Below are 23,639 nucleotides of genomic sequence, written 5' to 3' on the forward strand. Positions count from 1 at the left end.
GTTGTTTGATAACAAGCGGAACAAATTTAGACGCAAAAAACCGCTCAGCGAGAGAAATACTCAACGCTCAAGTGGTTTGGTTAAAAAATGCTCTTCGTTATTTGGTTAACGTATGATTTAAGATCGAGAAAGCATTACTTCAAGACGAGCGCCTACACGCTGCGCTTGATCTGCAATACCACCGACCCATTCAAGAATTTTGTATAAGAACATGATATCAACGGGATTCATATCGAATTCAATTGCCATTAACTGTTGGCGTAATTCGATTTGCATCGCGTCGGTGTCATCTTCAATAACGTCTAATTGATGAATCATTTCAGCAACGAGTGTTACTTCACGGCCTTTAAAGCCCGTTTCAAGCAATTCGTCTAATTCATTGATTACGCTTTGTGCTTGGTTCGCTGCATCTAGACAACGTTTTACGTAAGCAATGAAGTTCTGTTGCATTGGAGCAGGAATGACAAGTTGACGACCATACACACGGCCTGCAATGTCTTTCGCTAGGTTTGCGAGTTTGTCTTGTTGTGTTAATAGCTCCAACATATCGGTGCGATCAACGGGCATAAACAAACCACGAGGAAGTTTAAGGCGAATTTCACGTTTTAGTACGTCAGCTTCTTTCTCAAGGTGAGAAATCTGAGCTCGAATTTCTGATGCTTTTTCCCAGTCACCTTTCGAAGAAACTTCAAAAAAGTTAACTAAGTGAGAACAACATTCGTTCACGCATACTACGTGACGCTGCAAAGGTTTAATTGGGGACTTTGCAAATAACCCCATAATTGTATTTACTGGCATGGTCATCCAACCTAATAAATAATAACCTTAAAACAACATACACCATATTCACGGTGAAATGTTAAGCGATGGCTACAAAGTCGCGCATGTTAACCTAATCAATGTCTCATTAAAACTGTTTTAGATCATCATAAGGGTGATATTTCTGACTTGCTGACTTTTCGAATTGGCAATATCCTGTCCCTATCTTCACAGAAAGGTATAACTATGGAAACCGAGATAGAACTGAAGTTTTTTGTTTCTCCTGATTTTTCAGAGACATTACGCAATAAAATTGCTGAAACTAAAGTACTTCAGCACAGTTGTCGAGCGCTAGGTAACATCTACTTTGACACTCCTGACAACTGGCTACGCAAGCACGATATTGGTTTGCGCATTCGACGCTTTGATGACGTATTTGTACAAACAGCAAAAACCGCAGGTCGTGTGGTTGCAGGCCTGCATCAAAGGCCTGAATACAATGCTGAGCATGATAGCAACGAACCTAAGTTATCGTTACACCCTGAAGACATTTGGCCTAACGGTAAAGACATTGAAACGTTGCAAGCTGAGCTTACCCCTCTATTTTCTACTAATTTTACTCGTGAGCAGTGGTTGATTGGTATGCCTGATGGTAGCCAAGTAGAGGTCGCATTCGACCAAGGTTTTGTTGAATCAGGCGAACGTCAAGACCCCATTTGTGAGGTTGAGTTAGAACTTAAATCTGGCCAAACGGATGCGTTGTTTACGCTTTCTCGACTATTCTGTGAACAAGGCGGCATGCGTTTAGGGAACCTCAGTAAAGCGGCTAAGGGTTATCGCCTTGCTCAAGGTTACCAAGGCGATGAAGTGATGCCTTTGACCTTAGTGGATACGAGCAAAAGTGATACTGTTGAATCGTGCTTCATTCAATCTCTAGAGCATGCACTCGCTCATTGGCATTATCACGAGCAGATTTTCTCTGAGCGTCAATCGATTGAGGCATTATATGAGATCAGTCATTCGCTGAGCTTTATTCGACAAAACTTTACCATTTATGGCGGCATTGTGCCACGCAGAGCGAGTGCTATCTTACGTCAAGAGTTGAAGTGGCTTGAGCAGGAGCTCGATTGGCTTAAGAGCTATGATCACTTGGAATATTTGCTTGAAGATAAAGGCCATGTGCTGCGTAAGTTGGACGCGCGCAAGTTTTTGGTTGCCGAACTGAAAGAGATGCAAGAACAACTCCCTGATCGTGAGGCGTTGCTCACCTTGTTGAGTTCTGCACGTTATACCGGTTTATTGTTAGATCTTAGTCGTTGGATTTTATCTCGAGGTTGGCAGCCGTTCTTAGACGATAAAGCTCGTGAACAAATGGCGCGTGGTATTGAATGGTTTTCGGTACAACAATTAGAGCGAACATGGGCGGATTTAATCGAAGCTTTCCCACCTGAACGCGTAATGACAAGTCAAGCCTATATCGATCAACAATATCGTTTAATGCGAAACCTCTATTCTGGGGTTGGTTTTGCGAGCTTATACGATGATGGCGAGCGTAACAGCTTCCGTTTGCCATGGGACGATCTTGTTCAGGGTATCGATGACTTACTGGCGTTGAGAACACTTTCCCCATTAACGGATAAGTTGGAAGGCAGTGAGAAAGATCAATTGGAGCGTTGGTTAGCTCGTCAGGAAGTGTCGATCTTGCATGCAATGGAACAGACACGTCAAATTAGTGTGGAAGTTGAGCCATATTGGCAAGATTAAGACCAACACGACGATGAATAATAAAATGGGGCTACGGCCCTATTTTTTTGTTTGTTGTTCGAGTTTCTCTAATCGTTTTAGGATCTGTTGTTGTTGTTCTATGATTTTTTCAAGATGCTTCTCTTTGCTTTCCGCTCGTTGATTCTCATGACGAGTTGGGGAGGTAATCAAAGATGTAATTAGGCCTGAAATCATACCAAAAATACCGACACCACAAACAATAATCAGAGAGGCGACCAGTTTCCCTGAACTGGTCACTGGATAATGATCACCATACCCCACGGTGCTTATCGTGACGAAGGCCCACCATAAAGCATCTTGCCCTGTTGTAATGTTGGCATTGGGATCTTGGTGCTCTAAAAGCAGTATGGTCCCTGCGCCTAACGTAAGGAGCATCACCAATAGCAGAATAATTGAGGCGAGAGTGGTCTCTTTTCGGTTGCGGAATAACTCTCTGAACACGCGTTTTCCTGAACGAAGAACAAGAATGACACGCAGAATCTGAAAAATGCGAGCGAAACGAAGCGGTTCGACCATGGGGATGCTTGCCAAGAAATCGATCCAGTGTACTTTCAAATATTCTTTCTTATTTTGTGATCTGAATAGATCTATTGTGAGCTGAAAAAGAAAAACACTACAGATTATAAAGTCGAGGCCGACAAGAACTTGTTTTGATTCTTTATCAATCGGTGCAAACAATAAGCCTGAGATCACAAATAACGCTAAGAAAGAAAGAATCAGTGATAATAAGCTCATTGGCTGTAGGGTATTTTTGATATTATTTAACATTCATACGAGGCTCGAAATAAATTGCGAATGTTGACTGATATAGTCACCTCGCAGATATACAAGCCTTCAATATATAAGAATTAGTGGAGAACTGACAATGACTAAACTGTCATTCAAGTGGTGGGAAAGGATTATCTCTGACATTCGTCTCGTTCCAAAAATGATTATGCTGATGATATTCAGCACTGTGTTGATCATTTCAAAGCAGTTATGGGATGCAAGTATGTTTTATGATTCATTACTTGCGGTCACAAACAATGCACAAGTCGCACAACAACACTATGAGACTTACTTGGTTGAAGTGGTTTGGCAGACAACCTTAATGATCATCGTTTTTGTGGTTCTCCTACTTGCGGCAGCTCGTGTGATGCTGCGTCAAACTCAATACCTTAGCGATGCGATAAAAACCATGGCCGACAAAAACTTATCGGTGCCGATTCAAATGAATTGTAAAGATGAATACGGCGATGTGGCACGCGAGCTTGAAAAAACTCGAGTTCAATTGAACGACATGATCAAAACTCAAGTGGCCTCTTCTGATGAGTTATTCGCTTTAACAGAAGTGATGACCATCAGCATGTCTGAAACCAAAGACTCGACTCAGGAAGAATTCAATGAGATCGACCAACTGGCGACAGCGATGAGTGAGATGACTTCTACGGTATTGACGGTTGCTGAGCATGCACAAAGTGCCTCTTCGTTGACTGAACAGGCTTCAGGCCAAGCATTGACGGGCCAAAAATTCGTGCAAGGTTCGGTGTCTAAAATGAGCGAACTGTCTTCAGATATCGCCGCATCGGCCGCAGCGGTAAATCAAGTTGAAGAGCGTGTTGATTCAATTGGTAGTGTTGTCGGCACTATCCAAGGCATTTCAGAACAAACTAACTTATTGGCACTTAACGCAGCGATTGAAGCGGCGCGTGCGGGTGAGGCTGGTCGCGGTTTTGCTGTTGTTGCCGACGAGGTTCGTAACCTTGCTCAGCGAACTCAACAAGCGACGGTTGAGATTCAAGACATGATTAGCCACCTACAAACCAGCGCTAATTCGGCTGTCGAGTTGATGGAAAAGAGTGTGGTAGAAGCGGCGGAAGGTGTCGAGTTGGTGACCAATGCCGGCTCTGAATTGGATGGTATCGTAAGCCAGGTCAATCAGATAAATGATATGAATTTCCAAATCGCAACTGCAGCGGGTCAGCAGAGCAGTGTGGCTGAAGAGATGAGCGTTAACCTAACCAATGTTCGTGAGCTGGTTGAAGCTTCCGTGGTGGTGATTGGTGAGCTGCTCGATACTTCTCAGATCATGGAAAATAATGCACAAGAACTCGACGGCAAGATTAAGCAATTTAAGGTTTAATCATTGATTGGCCCTCGCCGTTATGCCCAAGACTTATGCATAGAGACATCGGCCTAACTCGACAAGTTCACTGATAAAACGCCCACATTACGAATGTGGGCGTTTTTTATTGGTATAACTTTGATATAACTTACCTTTGGTTTTTAATACTCGTAACTGAAGAACTGAACCGTTCGGCGCGCAGCTTATACAAGGAAGAAACATGCCATTGCCTTCTCAACTCGTCATTCATTCACAGTCTGCCTTTGAGCAATTGTTAGAACACCAACATGAAGCCATTCGTGCTTGGCCCGACCCACTGATTGAAGACCTCAAGCATGTATTGGGTTTGAGTTGTTTTGTTGGTGATAACTTACAGCGTGACACGGTTTTATCGACTCAGTTACCTGAGATGTTGGCATGTGAAAAGCGTGCTGAAGGGTATCGTGATCGATTGGCCGAATTACTGTCGGGTTGCACTGATGAAATGAGTGGTCAACGTGTGCTGCGTCAATTCCGTAATCGAGAAATGACTTACATTGCGTGGCGTGATTTCATGGGGTCATGGGAGCTAGAGCAGAGCTTAAACCATCTATCAATGTTGGCTGAGGCGATGATCTTCGAGACTTATCAATGGCAGTACGATAGTTGTTGTAAAGAGTGGGGTACACCTTGTAATGAGCAAGGTGAAGTACAGCCGATGCTGATCATTGGTATGGGTAAGCTCGGTGGTGGTGAGCTTAACTTCTCTTCTGATATCGACCTGATTTTTACCTATCCTGAAAATGGTGAAACCCAAGGTGCAAGACGCAGCATTGCAAATGCTCAGTTCTTCACACGCTTAGGGCAACGAATTATCAAGGCCCTTGATCAGCAAACCTTTGATGGATTCTGCTATCGAGTCGACATGCGCCTGCGCCCGTTTGGTGAGAGTGGCCCATTGGTGATGAGCTATGCCGCACTTGAGGACTATTACCAAGAACAAGGTCGCGACTGGGAACGCTACGCGATGGTCAAAGCGCGTGTGATGGGCAGTGAAATGTACCCTGAATACCAAGAGCTTCGTCAGATGCTTCGCCCGTTTGTATTCCGTCGCTATATCGATTTCAGTGCGATTCAATCTCTGCGCCGAATGAAGTCGATGATCAGCAGCGAAGTTCGTCGTCGCGGTTTATCAAACAACATCAAACTTGGGTCTGGTGGCATTCGCGAAGTGGAGTTTATTGCTCAAGTCTTTCAATTGATTCGAGGCGGTCGAGAGCCGAGTCTTCGTGGGCGAGGGTTACTGGAAACCTTAAACGCCATTGAGTCACTTCATCTGCTAGAGGCTGAAGAAGTCGGGCATTTGCGTGAGGCTTATCTGTTTTTACGTCGTCTAGAAAACTTGTTACAAGCAATGGCCGATAAACAAACTCAAACTCTACCGGACGGTGAGTTCGAACAATTGCAACTCGCGGTTGCCATGCAATTTGACGATTGGGATAGTTTGATTGGTGAGACTCGTACTCATATGGCGAATGTGCATACGGTGTTCGAAGCGCTTATTGGGGTTGATGAAGATGACGCCAACCCAGTTGCGAGCCATTTTAGTGAACTGTGGGATATGGCCCATAAACCGGACGTGATTGAACATGTACTGGAGCATGATATTGCGGTCGCTAGCCCACCAGAAGCGGCAAAAACCATTATTCAGTTTAAAGCTGATTTAGCAAAGAAAACCCTTGGTCCACGTGGCCGTGAAGTCCTCAATCGTTTAATGCCGAAAGTGTTTCAAGCGTTATATACCGCTAAGGATGCCGAGTTTGGTTTGTCGCGAGTACTGCATCTACTGCATAAAATCGTTACGCGCACCACTTACCTTGAACTACTCGATGAACACCCTGCCGCGTTGACTCAGTTAGTTCGCCTGTGTACCGCTAGCCCAATGATTTCGGAGCAATTAGGTCGTTACCCTATTCTGTTAGATGAACTCATCGACCCTCAGCAACTCTACAATCCAGTGCCTTTAGAGTCATATAAGACTGAATTGCGTGATTATCTGGCTCGTATCCCGGAAGACGATATGGAGCAACAGATGGAAGGTCTGCGTCAGTTTAAGCAGACTTGTATCTTAAGAATTGCCGCCGCGGATATTGCAGGAGTGTTGCCTGTGATGAAGGTCAGTGATCACCTTACCTATTTGGCCGAGGCGATAGTGGAAGCTGGCGTTAACCAAGCGTGGCTGCAAGTCTCTGCCAAATTTGGTGAGCCAACTCATATTAAAGATCGAGAAGGCCGCGGTTTTGCGGTGGTTGGGTATGGCAAGGTAGGGGGCTGGGAGCTTGGCTACAATTCCGATCTTGATATTGTATTTATGCATGACTGTCCGGTGCACATCTATACTGACGGTAAGAAAGAGATCGATGGCCGTCAATTTTATCTCAGGTTGGCCCAGCGCATTATTCATATTTTCTCAACCAGAACTGCTTCCGGAATTCTGTACGAAGTTGACACTCGCTTGCGTCCTTCAGGAGCATCCGGTTTGTTGGTGAGTCCAACCGAGGCCTTCGATGAGTATCAGCATAAAGAAGCTTGGACATGGGAGCATCAAGCCTTGACTCGTGCTCGAATGATTTATGGCGACGAGCCACTGGTCACCGCGTTTAACAAAACTCGCCATGATATTTTGTGCTTGCCACGTGATGAGGCGACGCTGAAAAAGTCGGTTGTGGATATGCGTGAGAAGATGCGCGGACATTTAGGCGGTAAAAAAGCCGACAGATTCATGCTTAAACAAGATGCGGGTGGGATTACTGATATTGAGTTTTTAGCGCAATATTTAGTCCTTCGATACAGCCACGAAAAACCGAAGCTCACGCGTTGGTGTGACAATGTTCGAATCTTTGAAAGTTTATTATCGCAAGGGATTATGGATGAGCAGCAAGGCATGGCTTTGACTCATGCGTATACGACGTTACGGGATGAAATTCATCATCGAAACTTACTCAATTTGGATGCGGATGTGGCAAACGACAAGTTTGAGAGGGAAAGAGAACATGTCGTGCAAGCATGGAAGCAGTGGATGGATATCTCATTAGAGGCTGATGTAGGACACGGCTCCTAACTTTCTGCTTATTTTCTATTGTTTAGCCACTGTAATCAGTGTGCTAGACTCTGGCCAGATTTGATTTTTGGAGATCAATAATGAAACCAATTCTACCTGACTACAGTCAATCAGGTGTTCTTATTGTCGGTGACGTCATGCTTGATCGTTACTGGTATGGTCCTACTGGCCGTATTTCACCAGAAGCTCCTGTGCCCGTTGTGAAAGTAGAAAATAACGAAGAGCGTCCTGGGGGGGCTGCTAATGTAGCCATGAATATTGCATCTCTGGGTGGTCATGCGCATGTTGTGGGTTTAACCGGTAAAGATGAACCAGCCGAAGTGTTAAAAAACACTTTGGGTGCACTAAAGGTGACGTGTGATTTCGTTGAGTTGGACGATTACCCGACGATTACGAAATTGCGAGTGATGAGTCGTGGGCAGCAATTAATTCGCCTTGATTTTGAAGATAAGTTTGAAAATACAGATCCTGAACTTATTTTGTCGCGCATGGAGCAAGCGCTGCCTAATGTTCGTTCAGTTATCCTTTCTGATTACGCAAAAGGTGCTTTGGAGCATGTGCAGAGCTTTATTCAAAAAGCCCGCGCAGCACAAGTGCCGGTATTTATCGATCCGAAAGGCGCAGATTTAGAACGTTACCGTGGCGCGACTCTACTTACGCCAAATATGTCTGAGTTCGAATTAGTCGCTGGAAAGGTGAAATCGGAAGAAGATCTTATCGAGAAAGGCCTAGCTTTGATCGAAAAATATGATTTTGAAGCTTTGTTGGTCACTCGCAGCGAGCATGGAATGACATTACTTCGTAAAGGTCAGGCCCCATTCCATTTACCGACTCAAGCGAAAGAAGTGTATGACGTGACGGGTGCCGGTGATACGGTTATCTCGGTACTGGCAGCTTCCGTTGCTGCGGGTAAGCCGCTGGATGAAGCGTGTGCATTAGCGAACGCTGCTGCTGGTGTGGTTGTTGGTAAGCTTGGCACATCGACGCTGTCTACGATTGAGTTAGCGGAAGCGATTCACGGCAGCAAAGACACCGACTATGGCGTGATCTCGGAAGCGGCATTGGTTGAAGCAGTGAAACGTGCTCGTGCGAAAGGCGAGAAAGTCGTGATGACCAATGGCTGCTTCGATATTTTGCATGCAGGTCATGTCTCTTATATGAATCACGCGGCTGAGTTGGGTGATCGTTTGATCGTAGCCGTGAATACGGATGAGTCAGTGAAGCGTTTGAAAGGCCCGGGGCGTCCTGTGAACCCTACCGATCGCCGTATGGCGGTATTAGCAGGTTTAGGGGCGGTTGATTGGGTTGTCCCATTCTCTGAAGATACACCGCAACGTTTGATCTCTGAGGTATTGCCAAGCATTCTTGTGAAAGGTGGAGATTACAAGCCTGAAGAGATCGCTGGTGGTGCAGAAGTGATTGCTGCGGGTGGCGAAGTGAAAGTGCTTAACTTTGAGGATGGTTGCTCTACCACTGAAATCATCAAGGCGATTAAAGGCGGCCGCGGTTAAGCGCGCAACGTTATGATCGCTAATAAAAATGCCGCTCAATGAGCGGCATTTTTGTAACGGTAACGTGAGTAATTAAGAGTTACTTACTGGCTACTTTTAGACCTGCGTTTACATCCACAATGTCTTGTTCGCTTAGCGTACCAACGGCTTGACGAAGCTGAAGCACACTTAGGATGTAGTTGTAACGAGCATCTGAAAGGTTTTTGTTCGCATCGTATAGGCGACGCGTTGAGTCTAGTACGTCAACGATAGTACGAGTACCTACATCAAACCCCGCCTCTGTCGCTTCTAAAGCAGACTGAGCCGAAACGACAGACTGTTCGTAAGCACGTAGCGCGCCAATCGAAGCTGTGATGTTGTTGTTGAATGCACGTACGTCTTTGACAACGCTACGGTAAGTGGCTTCTAGATCTTCACTTGCTGCAACATAGTTGTATTCAGCTTGTTTGGTCAAAGACGTTGTGTTGCCACCTGTGTATAGAGGAACCACTAAGTTTAAGCCAACGTTTAGGTTGTCTGCATCGTAATCATTAGAACTGTTTGATTGATCTGCAATAGAGTAGCTACCATCTAACGTTAAGCTTGGTAGGTGGCCAGAGCTCGCGAGAGAGATGTTATCTTTTGCTACGTCTTGAGAGATGCGTGCCGCGAGCAGCCTAAGGTTCTTTTGTTCTGCTTGTTCGACAAGGGCAGAAATGGATTCTGAAGATTTACTAGCTGAGAAGCGGTCAGTGTCTAGAATGCTTAGGTTAGAGTGTTCTTGACCAGTAATTTCTCGCAGACCTTCGTAGTTATTAATCAGAGTATTCTCCGCTAAAACTTCGTCCGCTAAAACACCATCATATTGAGCTTGCGCATCATGCACATCAGTAATCGCTGAAAGTCCTACTTCAAAGCGCTGTTTTGTTTGTTCTAGTTGGCGAGCAACGGCGGCTTTTTCTGCTCGAACAAACTCTAGGCTATCTTGAGCTCGAAGTACTTCGAAGTATGTGGTCGCAACACGAAGGATCAGGGCCTGTTGTTCTGCGGCATAAGCAGAATCAGCCTGACGAGCTGTTTTCTCTGCGGTATCGAGCGTGAGCCATGAAGAACGTTGGTACAACTCTTGCGAAAAGTAGATCCCTGCTCCCCATTGATTGTTGTCATTATTTGTATCATTTCGCTCACCACGGTTAATGTCGTAGTTAGCTCTTAAGTCAATTTGTGGTAACAAGTCACTGCGATTTGATGTCACTGCTTCAAAAGCGGCATCACGCTGCGCTGCTGAACGAAGAAGTTGTGGATCGTTCTGTTTTGCTTGGTCGTAAACTTCAGCTAGCGTATCAGCAAAAGCTGACGAACTCAGGCTGACAATTGCTGCACTGATAAGTAGTGGAAGCAGTTTTTTCATTTTCCTATTCCTGCCTTTTATGGAATTTTCTTTAAAAGAGTTTAACCCAGTTTGGTGGTAATTCACTCGAAACTTTGCACTTTTTTACATTTAACTGTCCACTTGTGCAATATTTGTTTTTTCAGGGCTTAACTTTAATTATAAATTTTATATAAAAAGTTGAACCTTATCCTTGGTAGTTAACTCGGACAATGAGTAAACTATAAAGATCACTGAGTGAGGTGCCAAATGCAACAGTATGACAAGCAACGACATGAGTTTACTCCGCAAGATGTGGAAATCGTCTCAAAAGAGACACTGTTTCGTGGTTTTTTCAAAATGGTTAAATATACATTTAAACATCGACTGTTTGAGGGAGGCTGGAGCCAACCCATAGAACGGGAGATGTTTGAGCGTGGTCATGCTGCCGCTTTGTTACCTTATGACCCTATTCGTGATGAAGTCGTAATCGTTGAACAGATCCGAGTTGGTGCTTTAGAGCACGAAAACCCATGGCAATACGAAATTGTTGCTGGGATTATTGACAGCGATGAATCGCCACAAGAGGTTGCTCGTCGTGAGGCAATGGAAGAAGCCGGGGTTGAAGTCGGATCTGTATTACCTATCACTTCGTATTACCCTTCGTCAGGGGGATGTTCAGAAAAGCTCGACGTCTTTATTGGCTGTGTTGATACAACAACAGCAAAAGGTGTACACGGTTTAGATTACGAAGGTGAAGACATTCGTGTGCAAGTGATGAGTCGTGAAGTCGCGTATCAATTAGTCAAAGACGGTGTGTTTGAAAATGGTGCCACGATCATTGCGTTACAGTGGCTACAATTGAACTACCAAGAATTACAGTCAGAGTGGATCGATTAACGTCATGCCAAATATCGCTGTCAAAAAACCGTATCATGTTGATCTTGCTGAATTGATGCGGGTTTATGAGACGAACTACGCGAAGCTTAATGCTCTGTTACCGGTCGCGCATGAGGTTGGTGACGTTCGCTGTTACCAAGCCGTTAATATGGTGTATCAATTGACAGTGAATGAGGTCACAAAATACACCACTTTAATAGATATATGTCAGAGTGATGCGATGCCAGTGTTTCCTTTGCCAAAAATGTCTGTCAGGCTATATCACGATGCTCGAGTTGCAGAAGTGTGCGCCAGTGGGGATTTTTCGCGAGTCAAAGCGAAATATGACTACCCCAACACTAAGCTTTTGCAGAAAGACGAGAAATTTCAATTGAATAAATTTCTTGGGGAATGGTTAACGTTTTGTTTAAAAACGGGTCTCAGCCGAAGCCCTATTACCTTTTAATTGAGCCTATTTAACAACACTTTTAAAGTCTAAACCGTAACGTATCTGGATTTGTTATTTTGGAATTATCACACACTTCAAAATTTGATGAGAGCACGATTAAGCTTGTTCAGCTAACGGACACGCATTTATTTGCGCCGAGCACAGGCAGCTTATTAAGCATCAACACTCAAGATAGCTTTCAGGCAGTCGTCGATGGCATTGTTAGCCAGGGCTTCAATTATGAAGCGATCTTAGCGACCGGTGATATCTCTCAAGATCACAGTGCTGAGTCGTACCAAAAATTTGAATCCGGTATTCAACCTTTAGAAAAGCCATGTTATTGGCTACCTGGTAACCATGACTTTAAGCCGAATATGAGTCGTGTTTTACCATCACCACAAATACAATGTGTTGAGCATGTTTTGCTGGGTGATAACTGGCAGATGGTGATGCTCGACTCTCAAGTGGTGGGGGTACCTCATGGGCGCCTCAGTGATCAACAACTTGATTTACTGGCACGAAAACTAACGGATTTCCCTGAGCGTAATACGCTGGTTTTACTGCATCACCATCCATTATTGGTGGGCAGTGCGTGGTTGGATCAGCATAACCTAAAAGACGCAGAACAGTTTTGGGATGTGGTGCAACAGCATACCAATGTCAAAGCGGTGCTGTGTGGGCACGTTCACCAAGACATGAATCGAGAGCATCTTGGTGTGCAAGTCATGGCAACCCCATCGACTTGTGTTCAATTCAAACCAAACTCGAACGACTTTGCGGTTGATACTTTATCTCCAGGTTGGCGAGAGATTGAATTGCACCAAGATGGAACGGTAACTACGCAGGTTCGCCGCTTGCCTAATGGGCAGTTCTCGCCAGACTTTGATGCAGGTGGTTACTAATATGCCGGACTTTAATCAGCAAGCCGCTAAGCCATCGCTGCTTCTCTATATTCATGGTTTCAACAGTTCGTCACGTTCTCATAAAGCGAATGTGATGATTGATTACTGTGCAGAGCATCGCGCTGATATTAAGGTTATAGCGCCTCAATTGCCCAGTTTTCCTCAGCAAGCGGCGCTTTATTTGCAGCAGTTGGTGGAGCAGTATAAAGATCACTATCGGATCGCACTCGTGGGTAGCTCGTTGGGTGGTTATCTTTCAACATGGCTCAATAGCCACTATGGTTTCAAAGCGGTGGTAGTTAACCCAGCGGTAAAGCCTTACGAGTTGCTTGCGGACTATTTAGGTGAGCAAGTAAACCCATACACAGATGAACGATATGTGTTAGAAACACAACACATTGATGAACTGAAGGCGTTAGAGGTTGCGGCTCTCGCTAAGCCGAGTGACTTCTGGTTACTTCAGCAAATGGAAGACGAAGTTCTGGATTACCGACAAGCGGTAGAGAAGTACCAAGGTGCAACACAGACAGTAGAAGAGGGCGGGGATCATAGCTTTGTTGATTTTGAACGCTTCCCACAACAAATCATCACTTTTCTAAATCTTTAATCTGTTCCACTAACCAAGTAATTTTCTCTTGTTTGCCTGATATTTCATCTATCAATGGTGAAATATCATAGTTTGATGTCTTAGTTTTTAAACTAGCTTGACATCATTCCTCAGCTTCCAGACTATATTCCCCAATACTTCGCTCGTTCGCTCTACTATGAAGGTTCATAGTAATGATTTTGCTTTAGTGAAACTAGAGCCAGCGAATTGATGCAAACTTTTTGAGTAAACTCCGTATTATGACTGAACAATATAATGCAAAAGACCTCGAGGTACTTGAAGGTCTCGATCCTGTGCGACACCGCCCAGGTATGTATACCGAGACAGAAAGACCAAACCACCTTGCCCAAGAAGTCATTGACAACTCGGTCGATGAAGCTCTAGCAGGACACGCCAAGAAAATTAAAGTCGTGCTTCATGCTGATCAATCGTTAGAAGTTACCGATGACGGCCGTGGTATGCCCGTTGATATCCACCCTGAAAAAGGGATTTCGGGTGTTGAGCTGATTTTAACCAAGCTCCACTCTGGCGGTAAATTCTCAAACAACAACTACAAGTTTTCAGGTGGTTTACACGGGGTAGGTATCTCGGTCGTCAACGCACTCTCTAAACGTGTAGAAGTGACGGTTCGCCGTGATGGTCAGGTACATGAAATCGCCCTTGAGGGTGGTCATGCCGTAACAGAACTTACGGTTACGGGGACTTGTGGCCACCGCAATACCGGTACTACCGTGCATTTCTGGCCAGATCCAAAATACTTCGATAGCTCTAAGTTCTCCGTTTTACGCCTTATTAATAACCTACGCGCTAAAGCCGTACTTTGCCCAGGTTTAGAAATTACCTTTATCGATAAGGTTGGCGGTGAAGAGCATAAATGGTTCTATGAAGACGGCCTAAAAGATTACCTTGCCGAAGGCGTAAAAGGTTATACCTTGCTGCCTGAAGAGCCTTATGTTGGCGAATTTGTTGCTGAAACAGAGATGGCGAACTGGGCGATTATTTGGCAGCCAGAAGGCGGTGATATGATCACCGAGAGTTACGTGAACTTAGTACCGACTAAGCAAGGTGGTACACACGTAAACGGTCTTCGCCAAGGCCTACTTGATGCAATGCGTGAGTTCTGTGAGTTCCGTAATCTTCTACCACGTGGCGTTAAGCTAACGGGCGACGACATCTTCGATCGCTGTTCATACGTGCTATCAGTGAAGATGCAAGATCCGCAGTTTGCCGGTCAAACAAAAGAACGTCTATCTTCTCGTCAAACCGCAGCGTTTGTATCTGGTGTGGTAAAAGATGCCTTTAGTTTGTGGTTAAATGAAAAACCACAACTGGCAGAACAGTTGGCAGAAGCTTGTATTGCGAATGCTCATCGCCGTATGCGTGCAAGCAAGAAGGTTGTGCGTAAGAAAATCGCTTCAGGCCCTGCACTACCGGGTAAACTAACAGACTGTTCGGTTCAAGATTTAAGCCGTACCGAAATCTTCTTCGTGGAAGGGGACTCGGCGGGTGGTTCTGCGAAACAAGCCCGTGATCGAGAGTTCCAAGCGGTAATGCCACTTCGAGGTAAAATCCTAAATACTTGGGAAGTGTCGGCTGACCAAGTATTAGCTTCGCAAGAGGTACACGATATTTCAGTGGCGTTGGGTATTGACCCAGATAACGATGATTTATCCGGTTTGCGTTACGGTAAGATCTGTATTCTTGCCGATGCGGACTCAGATGGTCTTCATATCGCGACGCTGCTCTGTGCGCTCTTTACTCGCCATTTTCATGCCTTGGTTGAAGCGGGTCATATCTATGTGGCAATGCCTCCTCTGTATCGCATCGATTGCGGTAAAGAGGTGTTCTACGCACTCGATGATGCTGAGAAAGATGGCGTGCTTGAGCGACTGTCGCAGAAGAAAGCCAAGATCAACGTGCAACGATTCAAAGGTCTGGGTGAAATGAACCCGCTTCAGTTGCGTGAAACCACGATGGATCCAAACACTCGCCGTCTCGTTCAATTAACGATTGATGACAACGACGCGACCAACGAGATGATGGACATGCTGCTTGGTAAGAAACGTGCAGATGATCGCCGTACATGGCTACAGACTAACGGTGATATGGCCGAGGTATAATGGATGTCTAACGAAATTACATATGATGGCGTTGAACAGTTGCCAATGCGCAAGTTCACCGAAGATGCCTATTTAAATTACTCAATGTACGTGATCATGGATCGTGCATTGCCTTATATCGGTGATGGCTTGAAGCCAGTACAGCGTCGCATTATCTACGCGATGTCTGAGCTGGGCTTATCGGCTGCATCGAAATACAAAAAATCGGCGCGTACCGTTGGTGACGTATTAGGTAAGTATCACCCACACGGTGATTCTGCTTGTTACGAAGCGATGGTACTGATGGCGCAGCCTTTCTCTTACCGCTACCCATTGGTGGATGGTCAAGGTAACTGGGGGGCGCCGGATGACCCGAAATCGTTCGCTGCGATGCGTTATACCGAAGCGAAATTATCTAAGTTTGCTGAGGTTCTTCTAGGTGAACTAGGTCAAGGCACTGTTGATTGGCAACCCAACTTTGATGGCACCATGAAAGAGCCGCAAATGTTGCCAGCTCGTCTACCTCATATCCTGCTTAACGGTATCACTGGTATCGCGGTAGGTATGGCGACCGATATTCCACCACACAACGTGCGTGAAGTCGCTAATGCAGCCATTCACCTCATTGATACGCCTAAGTCTGAGCTTTCAGACGTTATGGGTTTCATTCAAGGTCCAGATTACCCGACAGAAGCTGAGATTATCTCTCCGAAATCGGACATCGAAAAGATCTACCGTACTGGACGTGGCAGTATCAAGATGCGCGCGGTTTGGCACAAGGAAGGCTCTGATATTGTTATCACGGCTTTACCTCATCAAGTGTCAGGTGCGAAGTTACTTGAGCAAATCGCCAACCAAATGCGCGCTAAAAAGCTGCCAATGGTTGACGATTTGCGTGATGAGTCTGATCATGAGAACCCAACGCGTATCGTCGTGGTGCCTCGTTCAAATCGTATCGACTGTGACCAATTGATGAGTCACCTGTTCGCGTCGACGGATCTAGAGAAAAACTTCCGCGTTAACTTGAACATGATTGGTTTAGATAACCGTCCTCAAGTGAAAGGCTTAGTTCAAATCCTGAAAGAGTGGATTGAGTTCCGTCGTACAACGGTTCGCCGCCGTTTGCAGTACCGTTTAGATAAAGTACTGGCACGTTTGCACATCTTAGAAGGTTTGCTTGCTGCTTATCTTAATATCGATGAAGTGATTGAGATCATTCGTACAGAAGACGAACCCTGTCCTGTCCTAATGAGCCGTTTCAACATTTCTGAAATTCAAGCCAATGCGATTCTTGATATTAAACTTCGTAACTTAGCTAAGTTAGAAGAGTTTAAAATCCGAGCGGAACAAGAAGAGCTTGAAGCTGAACGTGAAAAGCTTGAAAAGCTACTCGGTTCAGAGCGTCGCTTAAATACGCTGATCAAAAAAGAGATCCAAGCAGATGCGGATAAATACGGCGATGATCGTCGTTCACCTCTGATTGAGCGTGCTGAAGCGAAAGCGCTAACAGAGCGTGACTTAGTACCAAGCGAACCGATTACGGTTGTATTGTCTGATAAGGGGTGGATTCGTCATGCTAAAGGGCATGAGGTTGACGCCGAAGGCTTGAACTATAAATCGGGTGATAAATTCTTAGCCTGTGCTAAGGGTAAGAGTAACCAGCAAGCGGTGTTCCTTGGCAGTGATGGCCGTAGTTACTCCCTTGAATCTCACTCATTACCGTCGGCTCGTAGCCAAGGTGAGCCGATTACAGGGCGCTTAAATGTGAGTCCGGGCAGTTCGATTCGCCAAGTGGTGATGGGAGAGGATGAACAGCTATGGTTAGTTGGTTCTGATGCTGGATACGGTTTTGTTTGTAAAGGCAGTGATTTGTTGTCGAAGAACAAGAGCGGTAAAGCGTTGGTTAACTTACCACCATCTTCAGAAATCATGCTGCCAAGCCCAATAGCTGACCTTGAAAGTAACCAGATTTTGGCGATTACTAACCAAGGTCGTATGTTGTTGTTTCCAATTAAAGATCTGCCGCAGCTTAGCAAGGGTAAAGGCAACAAGATCATCAACATCCCTTCTGCGAAAGCAAAAGCGCGCGAAGAGTTTGTCTCGCATCTCATGGCTATCCCAGACAATGCGACGCTGACGATCTATGCCGGTAAACGTAAGCTAGGTTTGAAACCGACGGATCTTGAAAACTTCCGTGGTGAACGTGGTCGTCGTGGTGGCTTACTGCCGAGAGGGTTACAACGAGTGACCCGTATTGATATCGATGAACCAAGCGAATCTTAGTGTGATAGCTTGCTCTGAGCGATAAAAGAAAACCCAGCCTGAGAGCTGGGTTTTTTGTGTTTATATTTCTATTAGCTTGGGTCTACCACTGTGTAATATCGAGTTACAGGCGAGTATCTTCAGCGATCGTTACCTTGAGAGTTTTATTTTTTCCTTGGCGTAATATACCCACATCGATCACCGTGCCTGGTCGCAGATCAGTAACGATGTCCATGACACTTTGACGGCCATTCACCTGAGTATTGTTGATGCTAACAATAATATCTTGGGCCTCAAAACCAGCGCCAGCTGCTGGGCCATTAGGATCAATACCTAACACAACAATGCCACCAATATTTTTATTACCAAGCAAGCGTGATGTTACTGAGTTGATGTCTTGTCCATCAATACCAATATAACCACGAATCACACGACCATCTGCGATGATCTTCTGCATGATTTTATTGGCTAGTGGGTAGGGTATAGCAAACGATATGCCGTAGGTTTCCATATCAGTGGCTTGTTGGAAAGATGCGGTATTGATGCCAACCAGTTCGCCTTGTGAATTGACGAGAGCGCCTCCTGAGTTACCTTCATTAATCGCGGCATCGGTTTGGATAAAGGCTTGATGGCCATCAGCACTGATCGAAGAGCGCCCTGTTGCTGAGATAATCCCAAAAGTTGTCGTTTGGCCTAGGTTATAGGGATTGCCGATAGCCAGTACTACATCACCAACATTCGCTTTGTAATCGGGATTTAATGGGATAACGGGTAAGTTGTCGCCGCTAACTCTAAGTATCGCGATATCGGTGCGTTTGTCTGAGCCAACCAGTTGTGCCGCTGCTATTCGACCATCTTGAAGTGCTACTACAATTTGGTCGGCTTGAGCCACGACATGAAAGTTGGTAATGATATAGCCTTTTTCGCTGACAATAACCCCAGATCCTAGCCCTTGAGTCAGCAGCTTATTACGTTCGCCTTCTGCGTATTTTCGGCTATAAATATTTACAACGGCAGGTGCTGCGCGGCGTACCGCTTGGTTAAATGAAATCTGAAGAGAGGCGATATTATCGACTTTAGGGGTTGTGGCATCGGAAACAATCGCCGGTCTTAAACTCGGAAATGCGAGAAGAATAAGCGCCGCTGAAACGAGCCCAAGGGAAATAGAACGGAATATAAAGGACAGCATGTTTCCCTCTTCAATAGGCATGGTGTGAAGCCTCCGTTAGTGGATGGCTTGATTACAAGTGAAGCATAGCATCTTGATACATTTAAATAAAAGGGGGGCTAAGTTAGTTTCAAGCTAACTTTTTTAGCCCTCCCTCGGCTTATTTGAATTCCATGTTAGCGAATCACCAGATAGATCGTTCTATCGTCTCGTTGGATATTTAATGCCAAAACGCCAGGCTGTTTCTCTAAAATGTCTCTAAACTGTGCAAGGTTCTTAACTGGCTGACGGTTTACCCCGATGATAATGTCACCTTTCAATAGTTGGTAGGCTTCTGCTGGTGAGTCTTTCGCCACATTCGACACTTTGACACCTGTGACTTTATCGCTGTCGGTTGTGTTGGTTAACTCAGCGCCGGCTAGTCCTTTATGGAGTTTCGCTGCTTGCGTCTTGCTATTGGTCGATTCACCTAACGTGACATCAAAGGCTTTATTTTTTCCGTCGCGAACAACGCCCAGTTCGATCTGTTTACCTGCGCCGAGAGTGGCGACCTTAGCTCTTAACTCGCTGAAGGTATCAATGCGCTTGCCATTAATAGAGACAATAATGTCACCCGCTTTTAATCCAGCATCATCGGCTGCACTGTCAGGGACGACTTGGCTAACGAAGGCACCTTTGCTTGATTCATAACCGAGTGCTTCTGCTAATTCAGAGGTAATTTCTCCACCTTGAACGCCGAGCATCCCCCGTTTGACTTCACCAAAATCGAGAATTTGTTCTGTCAGATTTTTCACCATATTCGATGGAATCGCAAAACCGATACCCACATTGCCGCCATTAGGGCCCAGAATAGCCGTGTTAATACCGATCAGTTCACCGTTAAGGTTTACTAACGCACCACCAGAGTTACCACTATTGATAGCGGCATCGGTTTGAATGAAGTTTTCAAAGTTCTCTAAGTTTAATCCGCTACGCCCCAATGCTGAAACGATACCGGATGTCACGGTTTGACCGAGTCCAAATGGGTTGCCGATAGCGACACTAAAATCACCGACGCGTAATTGATCGGAATCTGCGATTTTTATTTGGATTAAGTTTTTGGCTTTTTCTAACTTCAGTAGAGCGATATCAGACATCTGGTCACCACCAATGAGCTCGGCATTGTATTCTCGACCATCATAAAGTTTTACTTTGATATCATCGGCACCGTTAATAACATGGTAGTTAGTCACGATATAACCTTTTTTAGCATCAATAATGACACCAGACCCTAAACCACGGAATGGTCGTTCTTGTGTTTGCTCTGGACCAAAAAAGAATTGAAATTGTTCAGGAATTTGCTGACGTTGTACCTGTTTGCCTTCTACAGCAATACTAACTACAGCGGGAGTCACTTGTTCAAGCATTGGAGCTAAGCTAGGTAATGGTTCACTGCCTAAACTTAATGGTAGTGCAGCGGTTGCTTGAATGGGGGTGATGAGCGAGCTTAGGCTTAAAGTCAGTACCGATAAAGCAAGCAAAGGTTTTTTCATCATAAATGCCTCTCTAGTTAGGGTCTTCTTTTCATATCGGTTGGAGATATGAGAATTTTCAAATGACCTGAGTGACAGTTATGACTCAAAAACCTTTGTAAAGTTCACTGAAGTGTTAAATGTTTACGACGCTTTTGCTGTAACGACATCCGGAGCGCCCATGATTTCTTTCTTCTGCTCTTTAAACAGGCCTGTTGCACCATTAGCGTAATCTTTAGGTGGTTCCTCAAGTGAGGTCTCTTTCGTTGAAGGCTTATCTTGCAGCTTGTCTGAGTGGGCTGCCGCTGTTTTCACAAATGGGTTGTCTTGCTCAGGTAGGTTAGGAATGAGCTCCGAGCTTGTTTTTTCCATGTGTTGATACAGTTTTGTATAGTCTTTTCCTAGTGTGTCCAACATTTCTGCGGATTTCGCAAAGTGGTCGGCGAGCTCTTGTCGCTGTTGCTCAAGAGCAAACTTTGCGCTGTCTAATTCTTTCTGTACGTTCTTTTGTTTTTTGTATTCAGGTGTCATGAGACGAGAGATAGCGACCCCTAAAATAACTCCAACGAGTAAACCGACAACGGCATACATCCAAGGCATAACAGCTCCTTATTATTGTTTTTTAACATGTTTGTTACTGCTTAGTTACACGTGATACAGCTCCATGGTACTATGAGAAAGCGACAGTATAAAGATAAATGCGTGTGCGCTACATAGCAGTTTAATGCTGCATTATTCGTCGCATAATGTCACGTCTCTTGCTGTTTGAGCTTAATTTACTCGCTGTCTGATATCGCTTTCATTGTGGAAATGCCATCATGAACCCCATCAAAAAATACGAACAAGATATAAAAGAATATGGATTTCAAAGAGATCCAGCGCAAGAGCAAGCCGTTAAATCTTTAGATGAGCTTTTTTATCAGTTCCAAGATTACCTGAACACTCCGGTTCCTCCGTTGACTCGATTTCAGAAGCTTCTTGGCAAAAAACACCCAATCCCCAAGCCACCTAAAGGTCTCTATTTCTGGGGGGGAGTCGGGCGCGGCAAAACTTATCTAATGGATACGTTCTGCGATGCCTTACCGACCACTAAAAAAATGCGCGTACACTTTCATCGTTTTATGTATCGCGTGCATGACGAGTTAAAGGCATTAGGTCATGTCAGCGATCCGCTGCCTTTGGTGGCCGACAAGTTAAAAGAAGAAGCGGATATGATCTGTTTCGATGAATTTTTTGTTTCGGACATTACAGATGCAATGATCTTAGGGACTTTGTTCCAAGCGCTATTCGAACGGAATATTATTTTGGTGGCAACGTCAAATATTCCACCGGAAGATTTATATCGAAATGGTTTACAGCGTGCGCGTTTCTTACCGGCAATTAAGCTCATTCAAGACAACTGTCATATTCTCAATGTGGATAACGGGATTGATTATCGATTGCGGACGTTAGAACAAGCAGAGATCTATCATTACCCGTTAGATAACCAAGCGAAGATAAATCTTGAAAAATATTACGTACAACTGGTGGGGGACGATAAACCGAAGTTGCAGAAGATAGAGGTTAATCATCGTCAATTAGAGGTTGTTGAAGCCAGTGATGGAGTGCTCTATGGCACCTTTGCTCAGCTTTGTCAGTCAGCCCGTAGTCAGAATGATTATATTGAGCTATCTCGAGTGTATCACACGGTTTTGTTGGCGGATGTTTTGCAAATGGACGCGACCTCCGATGATGCTGCAAGACGTTTTATTGCGTTAGTCGATGAGTTCTATGAGCGCAACGTAAAATTGATAATTTCAGCAGAGGTTGAGCTGGAAAGTTTGTACGCTAATGGTCGATTAGAGTTTGAATTTAAGCGTTGCCAGTCGCGCTTAATCGAAATGCAGAGTCATGAATATTTGGCAAAAGAGCATTTAAGTTAGCTTTGATTATTGTGAATAAGAAAGGGAATTAAAAAAATCGTGATTTTGTTCAAAAAGAGGTGATTTTTTCTTCGCTCTTCTCTATAATCCTGCGACCTACCGTTACTGCGGGCCTCTAACGACGAGTAAAATCACGTTATGCCAAGAGTTTTCCAACACTCGAAGGGGTGATGAATGGTAACTCTTAGACAGTGGGAATACGCGAGTATTCCTTAAGTGTAAATTTTTTAAATAGGTAATTATTAGCATGAAAACTTTCGTTGCTAAACCAGAAACTGTAAAACGCGACTGGTACGTTGTAGACGCTGAAGGCAAAACTCTTGGCCGTCTAGCAAGTGAAATCGCTTCTCGCCTACGCGGCAAGCACAAAGCAGAATACACTCCTCACGTAGACACTGGTGATTACATCATCGTTGTTAACGCTGAGAAAGTTGCTGTAACTGGTAACAAAGCTAAGGGTAAGGTTTACTACCGTCACTCTGAGTTCCCAGGTGGTCTTAAAACTATCACTTTTGAAAAGCTAATTGCTAAGAAACCAGAAATGGTTCTAGAACTAGCAGTTAAAGGTATGCTTCCACGTGGTCCTCTAGGCCGCGCGATGTACCGTAAGCTTAAAGTGTACGCTGGTACTGAGCACAACCATGTTGCTCAACAGCCACAAGTACTAGACATCTAAGGGGATTATGAAAATGGCAGAGAATCAATACTACGGCACTGGTCGTCGCAAAAGCTCAGCAGCTCGTGTTTTCATCAAACCAGGCTCTGGTGAGATCGTAATCAACAAGCGTAGCCTTGATGTTTACTTCGGTCGTCCAACTTCTCGTATGGTTGTTAAGCAACCTCTTGAGCTAGTTGAACTAACTGAGAAACTTGACCTTTACATCACTGTTTCTGGTGGTGGTATTTCTGGTCAAGCTGGCGCAATCCGCCACGGCATCACTCGCGCTCTTATGGAGTACGATGAAACTCTACGTCCTGCTCTACGTGCAGCTGGCTACGTTACTCGTGACGCTCGTTGCGTTGAACGTAAGAAAGTTGGTCTACGTAAAGCACGTCGTAAACCTCAATTCTCTAAGCGTTAATTTTTCTTTACGAAAAAGTACACGCTCTCAGTTTTATTACTGGAATTGCGGTTCAAAGCTCGGCTATATGCCGAGCTTTTTGTTTTTATCCCCCCCCTGCTAACTACGCTCTCCTCCTCGTTTTATTGCTAAATTCTTATGTTTTGAACCCT

Annotated in this window: 19 protein-coding genes; 13 read left to right on the plus strand and 6 right to left on the minus strand. The window is 44.9% G+C overall.

What is annotated here, in order from left to right; translation table 11 throughout:
* Positions 1 to 117: 117 nt before the first annotated feature.
* Positions 118 to 798 carry a TIGR00153 family protein gene (locus L4B77_RS01260; protein WP_261838822.1) on the minus strand — a complete coding sequence of 227 codons (681 nt, stop codon included), beginning with the start codon at positions 796 to 798 and terminating at the stop codon, positions 118 to 120.
* Between the two features lie 207 nt (positions 799 to 1,005).
* Here L4B77_RS01260 and L4B77_RS01265 point away from each other — a divergent pair, with 207 nt between their 5' ends.
* Positions 1,006 to 2,523, plus strand: a complete 1,518-nt coding sequence (locus tag L4B77_RS01265; protein WP_429748183.1) for a CYTH and CHAD domain-containing protein — start codon at positions 1,006 to 1,008, stop codon at positions 2,521 to 2,523.
* A gap of 39 nt (positions 2,524 to 2,562) precedes the next feature.
* Here L4B77_RS01265 and L4B77_RS01270 read toward each other — a convergent pair whose 3' ends face one another.
* Complete coding sequence (locus L4B77_RS01270; protein WP_261838824.1) at positions 2,563 to 3,312, minus strand: potassium channel family protein; 750 nt, start codon at positions 3,310 to 3,312, stop codon at positions 2,563 to 2,565.
* Positions 3,313 to 3,409: 97 nt separating this feature from the next.
* Between L4B77_RS01270 and L4B77_RS01275 the strand changes: the two genes are divergently transcribed.
* From L4B77_RS01275 to hldE, 3 genes are all read left to right on the plus strand, one after another.
* Positions 3,410 to 4,666 (plus strand): methyl-accepting chemotaxis protein, encoded by a 1,257-nt coding sequence (locus L4B77_RS01275; protein WP_429748184.1) that lies wholly within the window; start codon positions 3,410 to 3,412, stop codon positions 4,664 to 4,666.
* A 202-nt stretch (positions 4,667 to 4,868) separates the two neighbouring features.
* Positions 4,869 to 7,748: a bifunctional [glutamate--ammonia ligase]-adenylyl-L-tyrosine phosphorylase/[glutamate--ammonia-ligase] adenylyltransferase gene (gene glnE, locus L4B77_RS01280; RefSeq protein ID WP_429748185.1), complete on the plus strand. Its 2,880-nt coding sequence runs from the start codon at positions 4,869 to 4,871 to the stop codon at positions 7,746 to 7,748.
* A gap of 80 nt (positions 7,749 to 7,828) precedes the next feature.
* Positions 7,829 to 9,259 (plus strand): bifunctional D-glycero-beta-D-manno-heptose-7-phosphate kinase/D-glycero-beta-D-manno-heptose 1-phosphate adenylyltransferase HldE, encoded by a 1,431-nt coding sequence (hldE, locus tag L4B77_RS01285; RefSeq protein ID WP_261838827.1) that lies wholly within the window; start codon positions 7,829 to 7,831, stop codon positions 9,257 to 9,259.
* Between the two features lie 79 nt (positions 9,260 to 9,338).
* Here the strand turns inward: hldE and tolC are convergent, their stop codons facing one another.
* A complete protein-coding gene (gene tolC / locus L4B77_RS01290; RefSeq protein ID WP_429748186.1) occupies positions 9,339 to 10,649 on the minus strand; it encodes an outer membrane channel protein TolC in 1,311 nt (436 codons plus the stop codon).
* A 228-nt stretch (positions 10,650 to 10,877) separates the two neighbouring features.
* Here tolC and nudF point away from each other — a divergent pair, with 228 nt between their 5' ends.
* The 6 genes from nudF (at position 10,878) to parC (ending at position 17,825) form a co-directional block, all read left to right on the plus strand.
* A complete protein-coding gene (gene nudF, locus L4B77_RS01295) occupies positions 10,878 to 11,507 on the plus strand; it encodes an ADP-ribose diphosphatase (protein ID WP_261838829.1) in 630 nt (209 codons plus the stop codon).
* A 4-nt stretch (positions 11,508 to 11,511) separates the two neighbouring features.
* Complete coding sequence (locus L4B77_RS01300; protein WP_261838830.1) at positions 11,512 to 11,952, plus strand: DUF1249 family protein; 441 nt, start codon at positions 11,512 to 11,514, stop codon at positions 11,950 to 11,952.
* Between the two features lie 59 nt (positions 11,953 to 12,011).
* The gene (gene cpdA, locus L4B77_RS01305) at positions 12,012 to 12,836 is read left to right on the plus strand and encodes a 3',5'-cyclic-AMP phosphodiesterase (RefSeq protein ID WP_429748187.1); all 825 of its coding nucleotides are present in this window, start codon (positions 12,012 to 12,014) and stop codon (positions 12,834 to 12,836) included.
* Position 12,837: 1 nt separating this feature from the next.
* Positions 12,838 to 13,443, plus strand: coding sequence for an esterase YqiA (gene yqiA, locus L4B77_RS01310; protein WP_429748188.1), 606 nt, complete (start codon positions 12,838 to 12,840; stop codon positions 13,441 to 13,443).
* 239 nt (positions 13,444 to 13,682) lie between these two features.
* The gene (parE, locus tag L4B77_RS01315; RefSeq protein WP_261838833.1) at positions 13,683 to 15,563 is read left to right on the plus strand and encodes a DNA topoisomerase IV subunit B; all 1,881 of its coding nucleotides are present in this window, start codon (positions 13,683 to 13,685) and stop codon (positions 15,561 to 15,563) included.
* 3 nt (positions 15,564 to 15,566) lie between these two features.
* Entirely contained in the window at positions 15,567 to 17,825 is a 2,259-nt protein-coding gene (gene parC / locus L4B77_RS01320; RefSeq protein WP_261838834.1) for a DNA topoisomerase IV subunit A, read from the plus strand.
* Positions 17,826 to 17,928: 103 nt separating this feature from the next.
* Here the strand turns inward: parC and degS are convergent, their stop codons facing one another.
* The 3 genes from degS to zapG all read right to left on the minus strand — a co-directional run bounded on the left by degS (position 17,929) and on the right by zapG (position 21,083).
* Complete coding sequence (gene degS, locus L4B77_RS01325) at positions 17,929 to 18,993, minus strand: outer membrane-stress sensor serine endopeptidase DegS (RefSeq protein ID WP_261839671.1); 1,065 nt, start codon at positions 18,991 to 18,993, stop codon at positions 17,929 to 17,931.
* Positions 18,994 to 19,148: 155 nt separating this feature from the next.
* Entirely contained in the window at positions 19,149 to 20,504 is a 1,356-nt protein-coding gene (locus L4B77_RS01330; protein ID WP_372068004.1) for a DegQ family serine endoprotease, read from the minus strand.
* A 123-nt stretch (positions 20,505 to 20,627) separates the two neighbouring features.
* A complete protein-coding gene (gene zapG / locus L4B77_RS01335; protein ID WP_261838835.1) occupies positions 20,628 to 21,083 on the minus strand; it encodes a Z-ring associated protein ZapG in 456 nt (151 codons plus the stop codon).
* A gap of 218 nt (positions 21,084 to 21,301) precedes the next feature.
* Here zapG and zapE point away from each other — a divergent pair, with 218 nt between their 5' ends.
* From zapE to rpsI, 3 genes are all read left to right on the plus strand, one after another.
* A complete protein-coding gene (zapE, locus tag L4B77_RS01340; RefSeq protein WP_372041154.1) occupies positions 21,302 to 22,405 on the plus strand; it encodes a cell division protein ZapE in 1,104 nt (367 codons plus the stop codon).
* Positions 22,406 to 22,652: 247 nt separating this feature from the next.
* Positions 22,653 to 23,081, plus strand: a complete 429-nt coding sequence (gene rplM, locus L4B77_RS01345; protein ID WP_010434689.1) for a 50S ribosomal protein L13 — start codon at positions 22,653 to 22,655, stop codon at positions 23,079 to 23,081.
* Positions 23,082 to 23,094: 13 nt separating this feature from the next.
* The gene (gene rpsI / locus L4B77_RS01350; RefSeq protein WP_004740758.1) at positions 23,095 to 23,487 is read left to right on the plus strand and encodes a 30S ribosomal protein S9; all 393 of its coding nucleotides are present in this window, start codon (positions 23,095 to 23,097) and stop codon (positions 23,485 to 23,487) included.
* Positions 23,488 to 23,639 lie beyond the last annotated feature (152 nt).

The sequence above is a fragment of the Vibrio minamisatsumaniensis genome (genome assembly GCF_050337445.1).
Classification (GTDB): Bacteria; Pseudomonadota; Gammaproteobacteria; order Enterobacterales; family Vibrionaceae; genus Vibrio; species Vibrio artabrorum.

What these genes read in the sequence shown, in the direction of transcription:
- L4B77_RS01260 (WP_261838822.1), bottom strand. Translation starts at nt 798, where the DNA reads ATGCCAGTAAATACAATTATGGGGTTATTTGCAAAGTCCCCAATTAAA.
- L4B77_RS01265 (WP_429748183.1), top strand. Translation starts at nt 1,006, where the DNA reads ATGGAAACCGAGATAGAACTGAAGTTTTTTGTTTCTCCTGATTTTTCA.
- L4B77_RS01270 (WP_261838824.1), bottom strand. Translation starts at nt 3,312, where the DNA reads ATGTTAAATAATATCAAAAATACCCTACAGCCAATGAGCTTATTATCA.
- L4B77_RS01275 (WP_429748184.1), top strand. Translation starts at nt 3,410, where the DNA reads ATGACTAAACTGTCATTCAAGTGGTGGGAAAGGATTATCTCTGACATT.
- glnE (WP_429748185.1), top strand. Translation starts at nt 4,869, where the DNA reads ATGCCATTGCCTTCTCAACTCGTCATTCATTCACAGTCTGCCTTTGAG.
- hldE (WP_261838827.1), top strand. Translation starts at nt 7,829, where the DNA reads ATGAAACCAATTCTACCTGACTACAGTCAATCAGGTGTTCTTATTGTC.
- tolC (WP_429748186.1), bottom strand. Translation starts at nt 10,649, where the DNA reads ATGAAAAAACTGCTTCCACTACTTATCAGTGCAGCAATTGTCAGCCTG.
- nudF (WP_261838829.1), top strand. Translation starts at nt 10,878, where the DNA reads ATGCAACAGTATGACAAGCAACGACATGAGTTTACTCCGCAAGATGTG.
- L4B77_RS01300 (WP_261838830.1), top strand. Translation starts at nt 11,512, where the DNA reads ATGCCAAATATCGCTGTCAAAAAACCGTATCATGTTGATCTTGCTGAA.
- yqiA (WP_429748188.1), top strand. Translation starts at nt 12,838, where the DNA reads ATGCCGGACTTTAATCAGCAAGCCGCTAAGCCATCGCTGCTTCTCTAT.
- parE (WP_261838833.1), top strand. Translation starts at nt 13,683, where the DNA reads ATGACTGAACAATATAATGCAAAAGACCTCGAGGTACTTGAAGGTCTC.
- parC (WP_261838834.1), top strand. Translation starts at nt 15,567, where the DNA reads ATGTCTAACGAAATTACATATGATGGCGTTGAACAGTTGCCAATGCGC.
- degS (WP_261839671.1), bottom strand. Translation starts at nt 18,993, where the DNA reads ATGCTGTCCTTTATATTCCGTTCTATTTCCCTTGGGCTCGTTTCAGCG.
- L4B77_RS01330 (WP_372068004.1), bottom strand. Translation starts at nt 20,504, where the DNA reads ATGAAAAAACCTTTGCTTGCTTTATCGGTACTGACTTTAAGCCTAAGC.
- zapG (WP_261838835.1), bottom strand. Translation starts at nt 21,083, where the DNA reads ATGCCTTGGATGTATGCCGTTGTCGGTTTACTCGTTGGAGTTATTTTA.
- zapE (WP_372041154.1), top strand. Translation starts at nt 21,302, where the DNA reads ATGAACCCCATCAAAAAATACGAACAAGATATAAAAGAATATGGATTT.
- rplM (WP_010434689.1), top strand. Translation starts at nt 22,653, where the DNA reads ATGAAAACTTTCGTTGCTAAACCAGAAACTGTAAAACGCGACTGGTAC.
- rpsI (WP_004740758.1), top strand. Translation starts at nt 23,095, where the DNA reads ATGGCAGAGAATCAATACTACGGCACTGGTCGTCGCAAAAGCTCAGCA.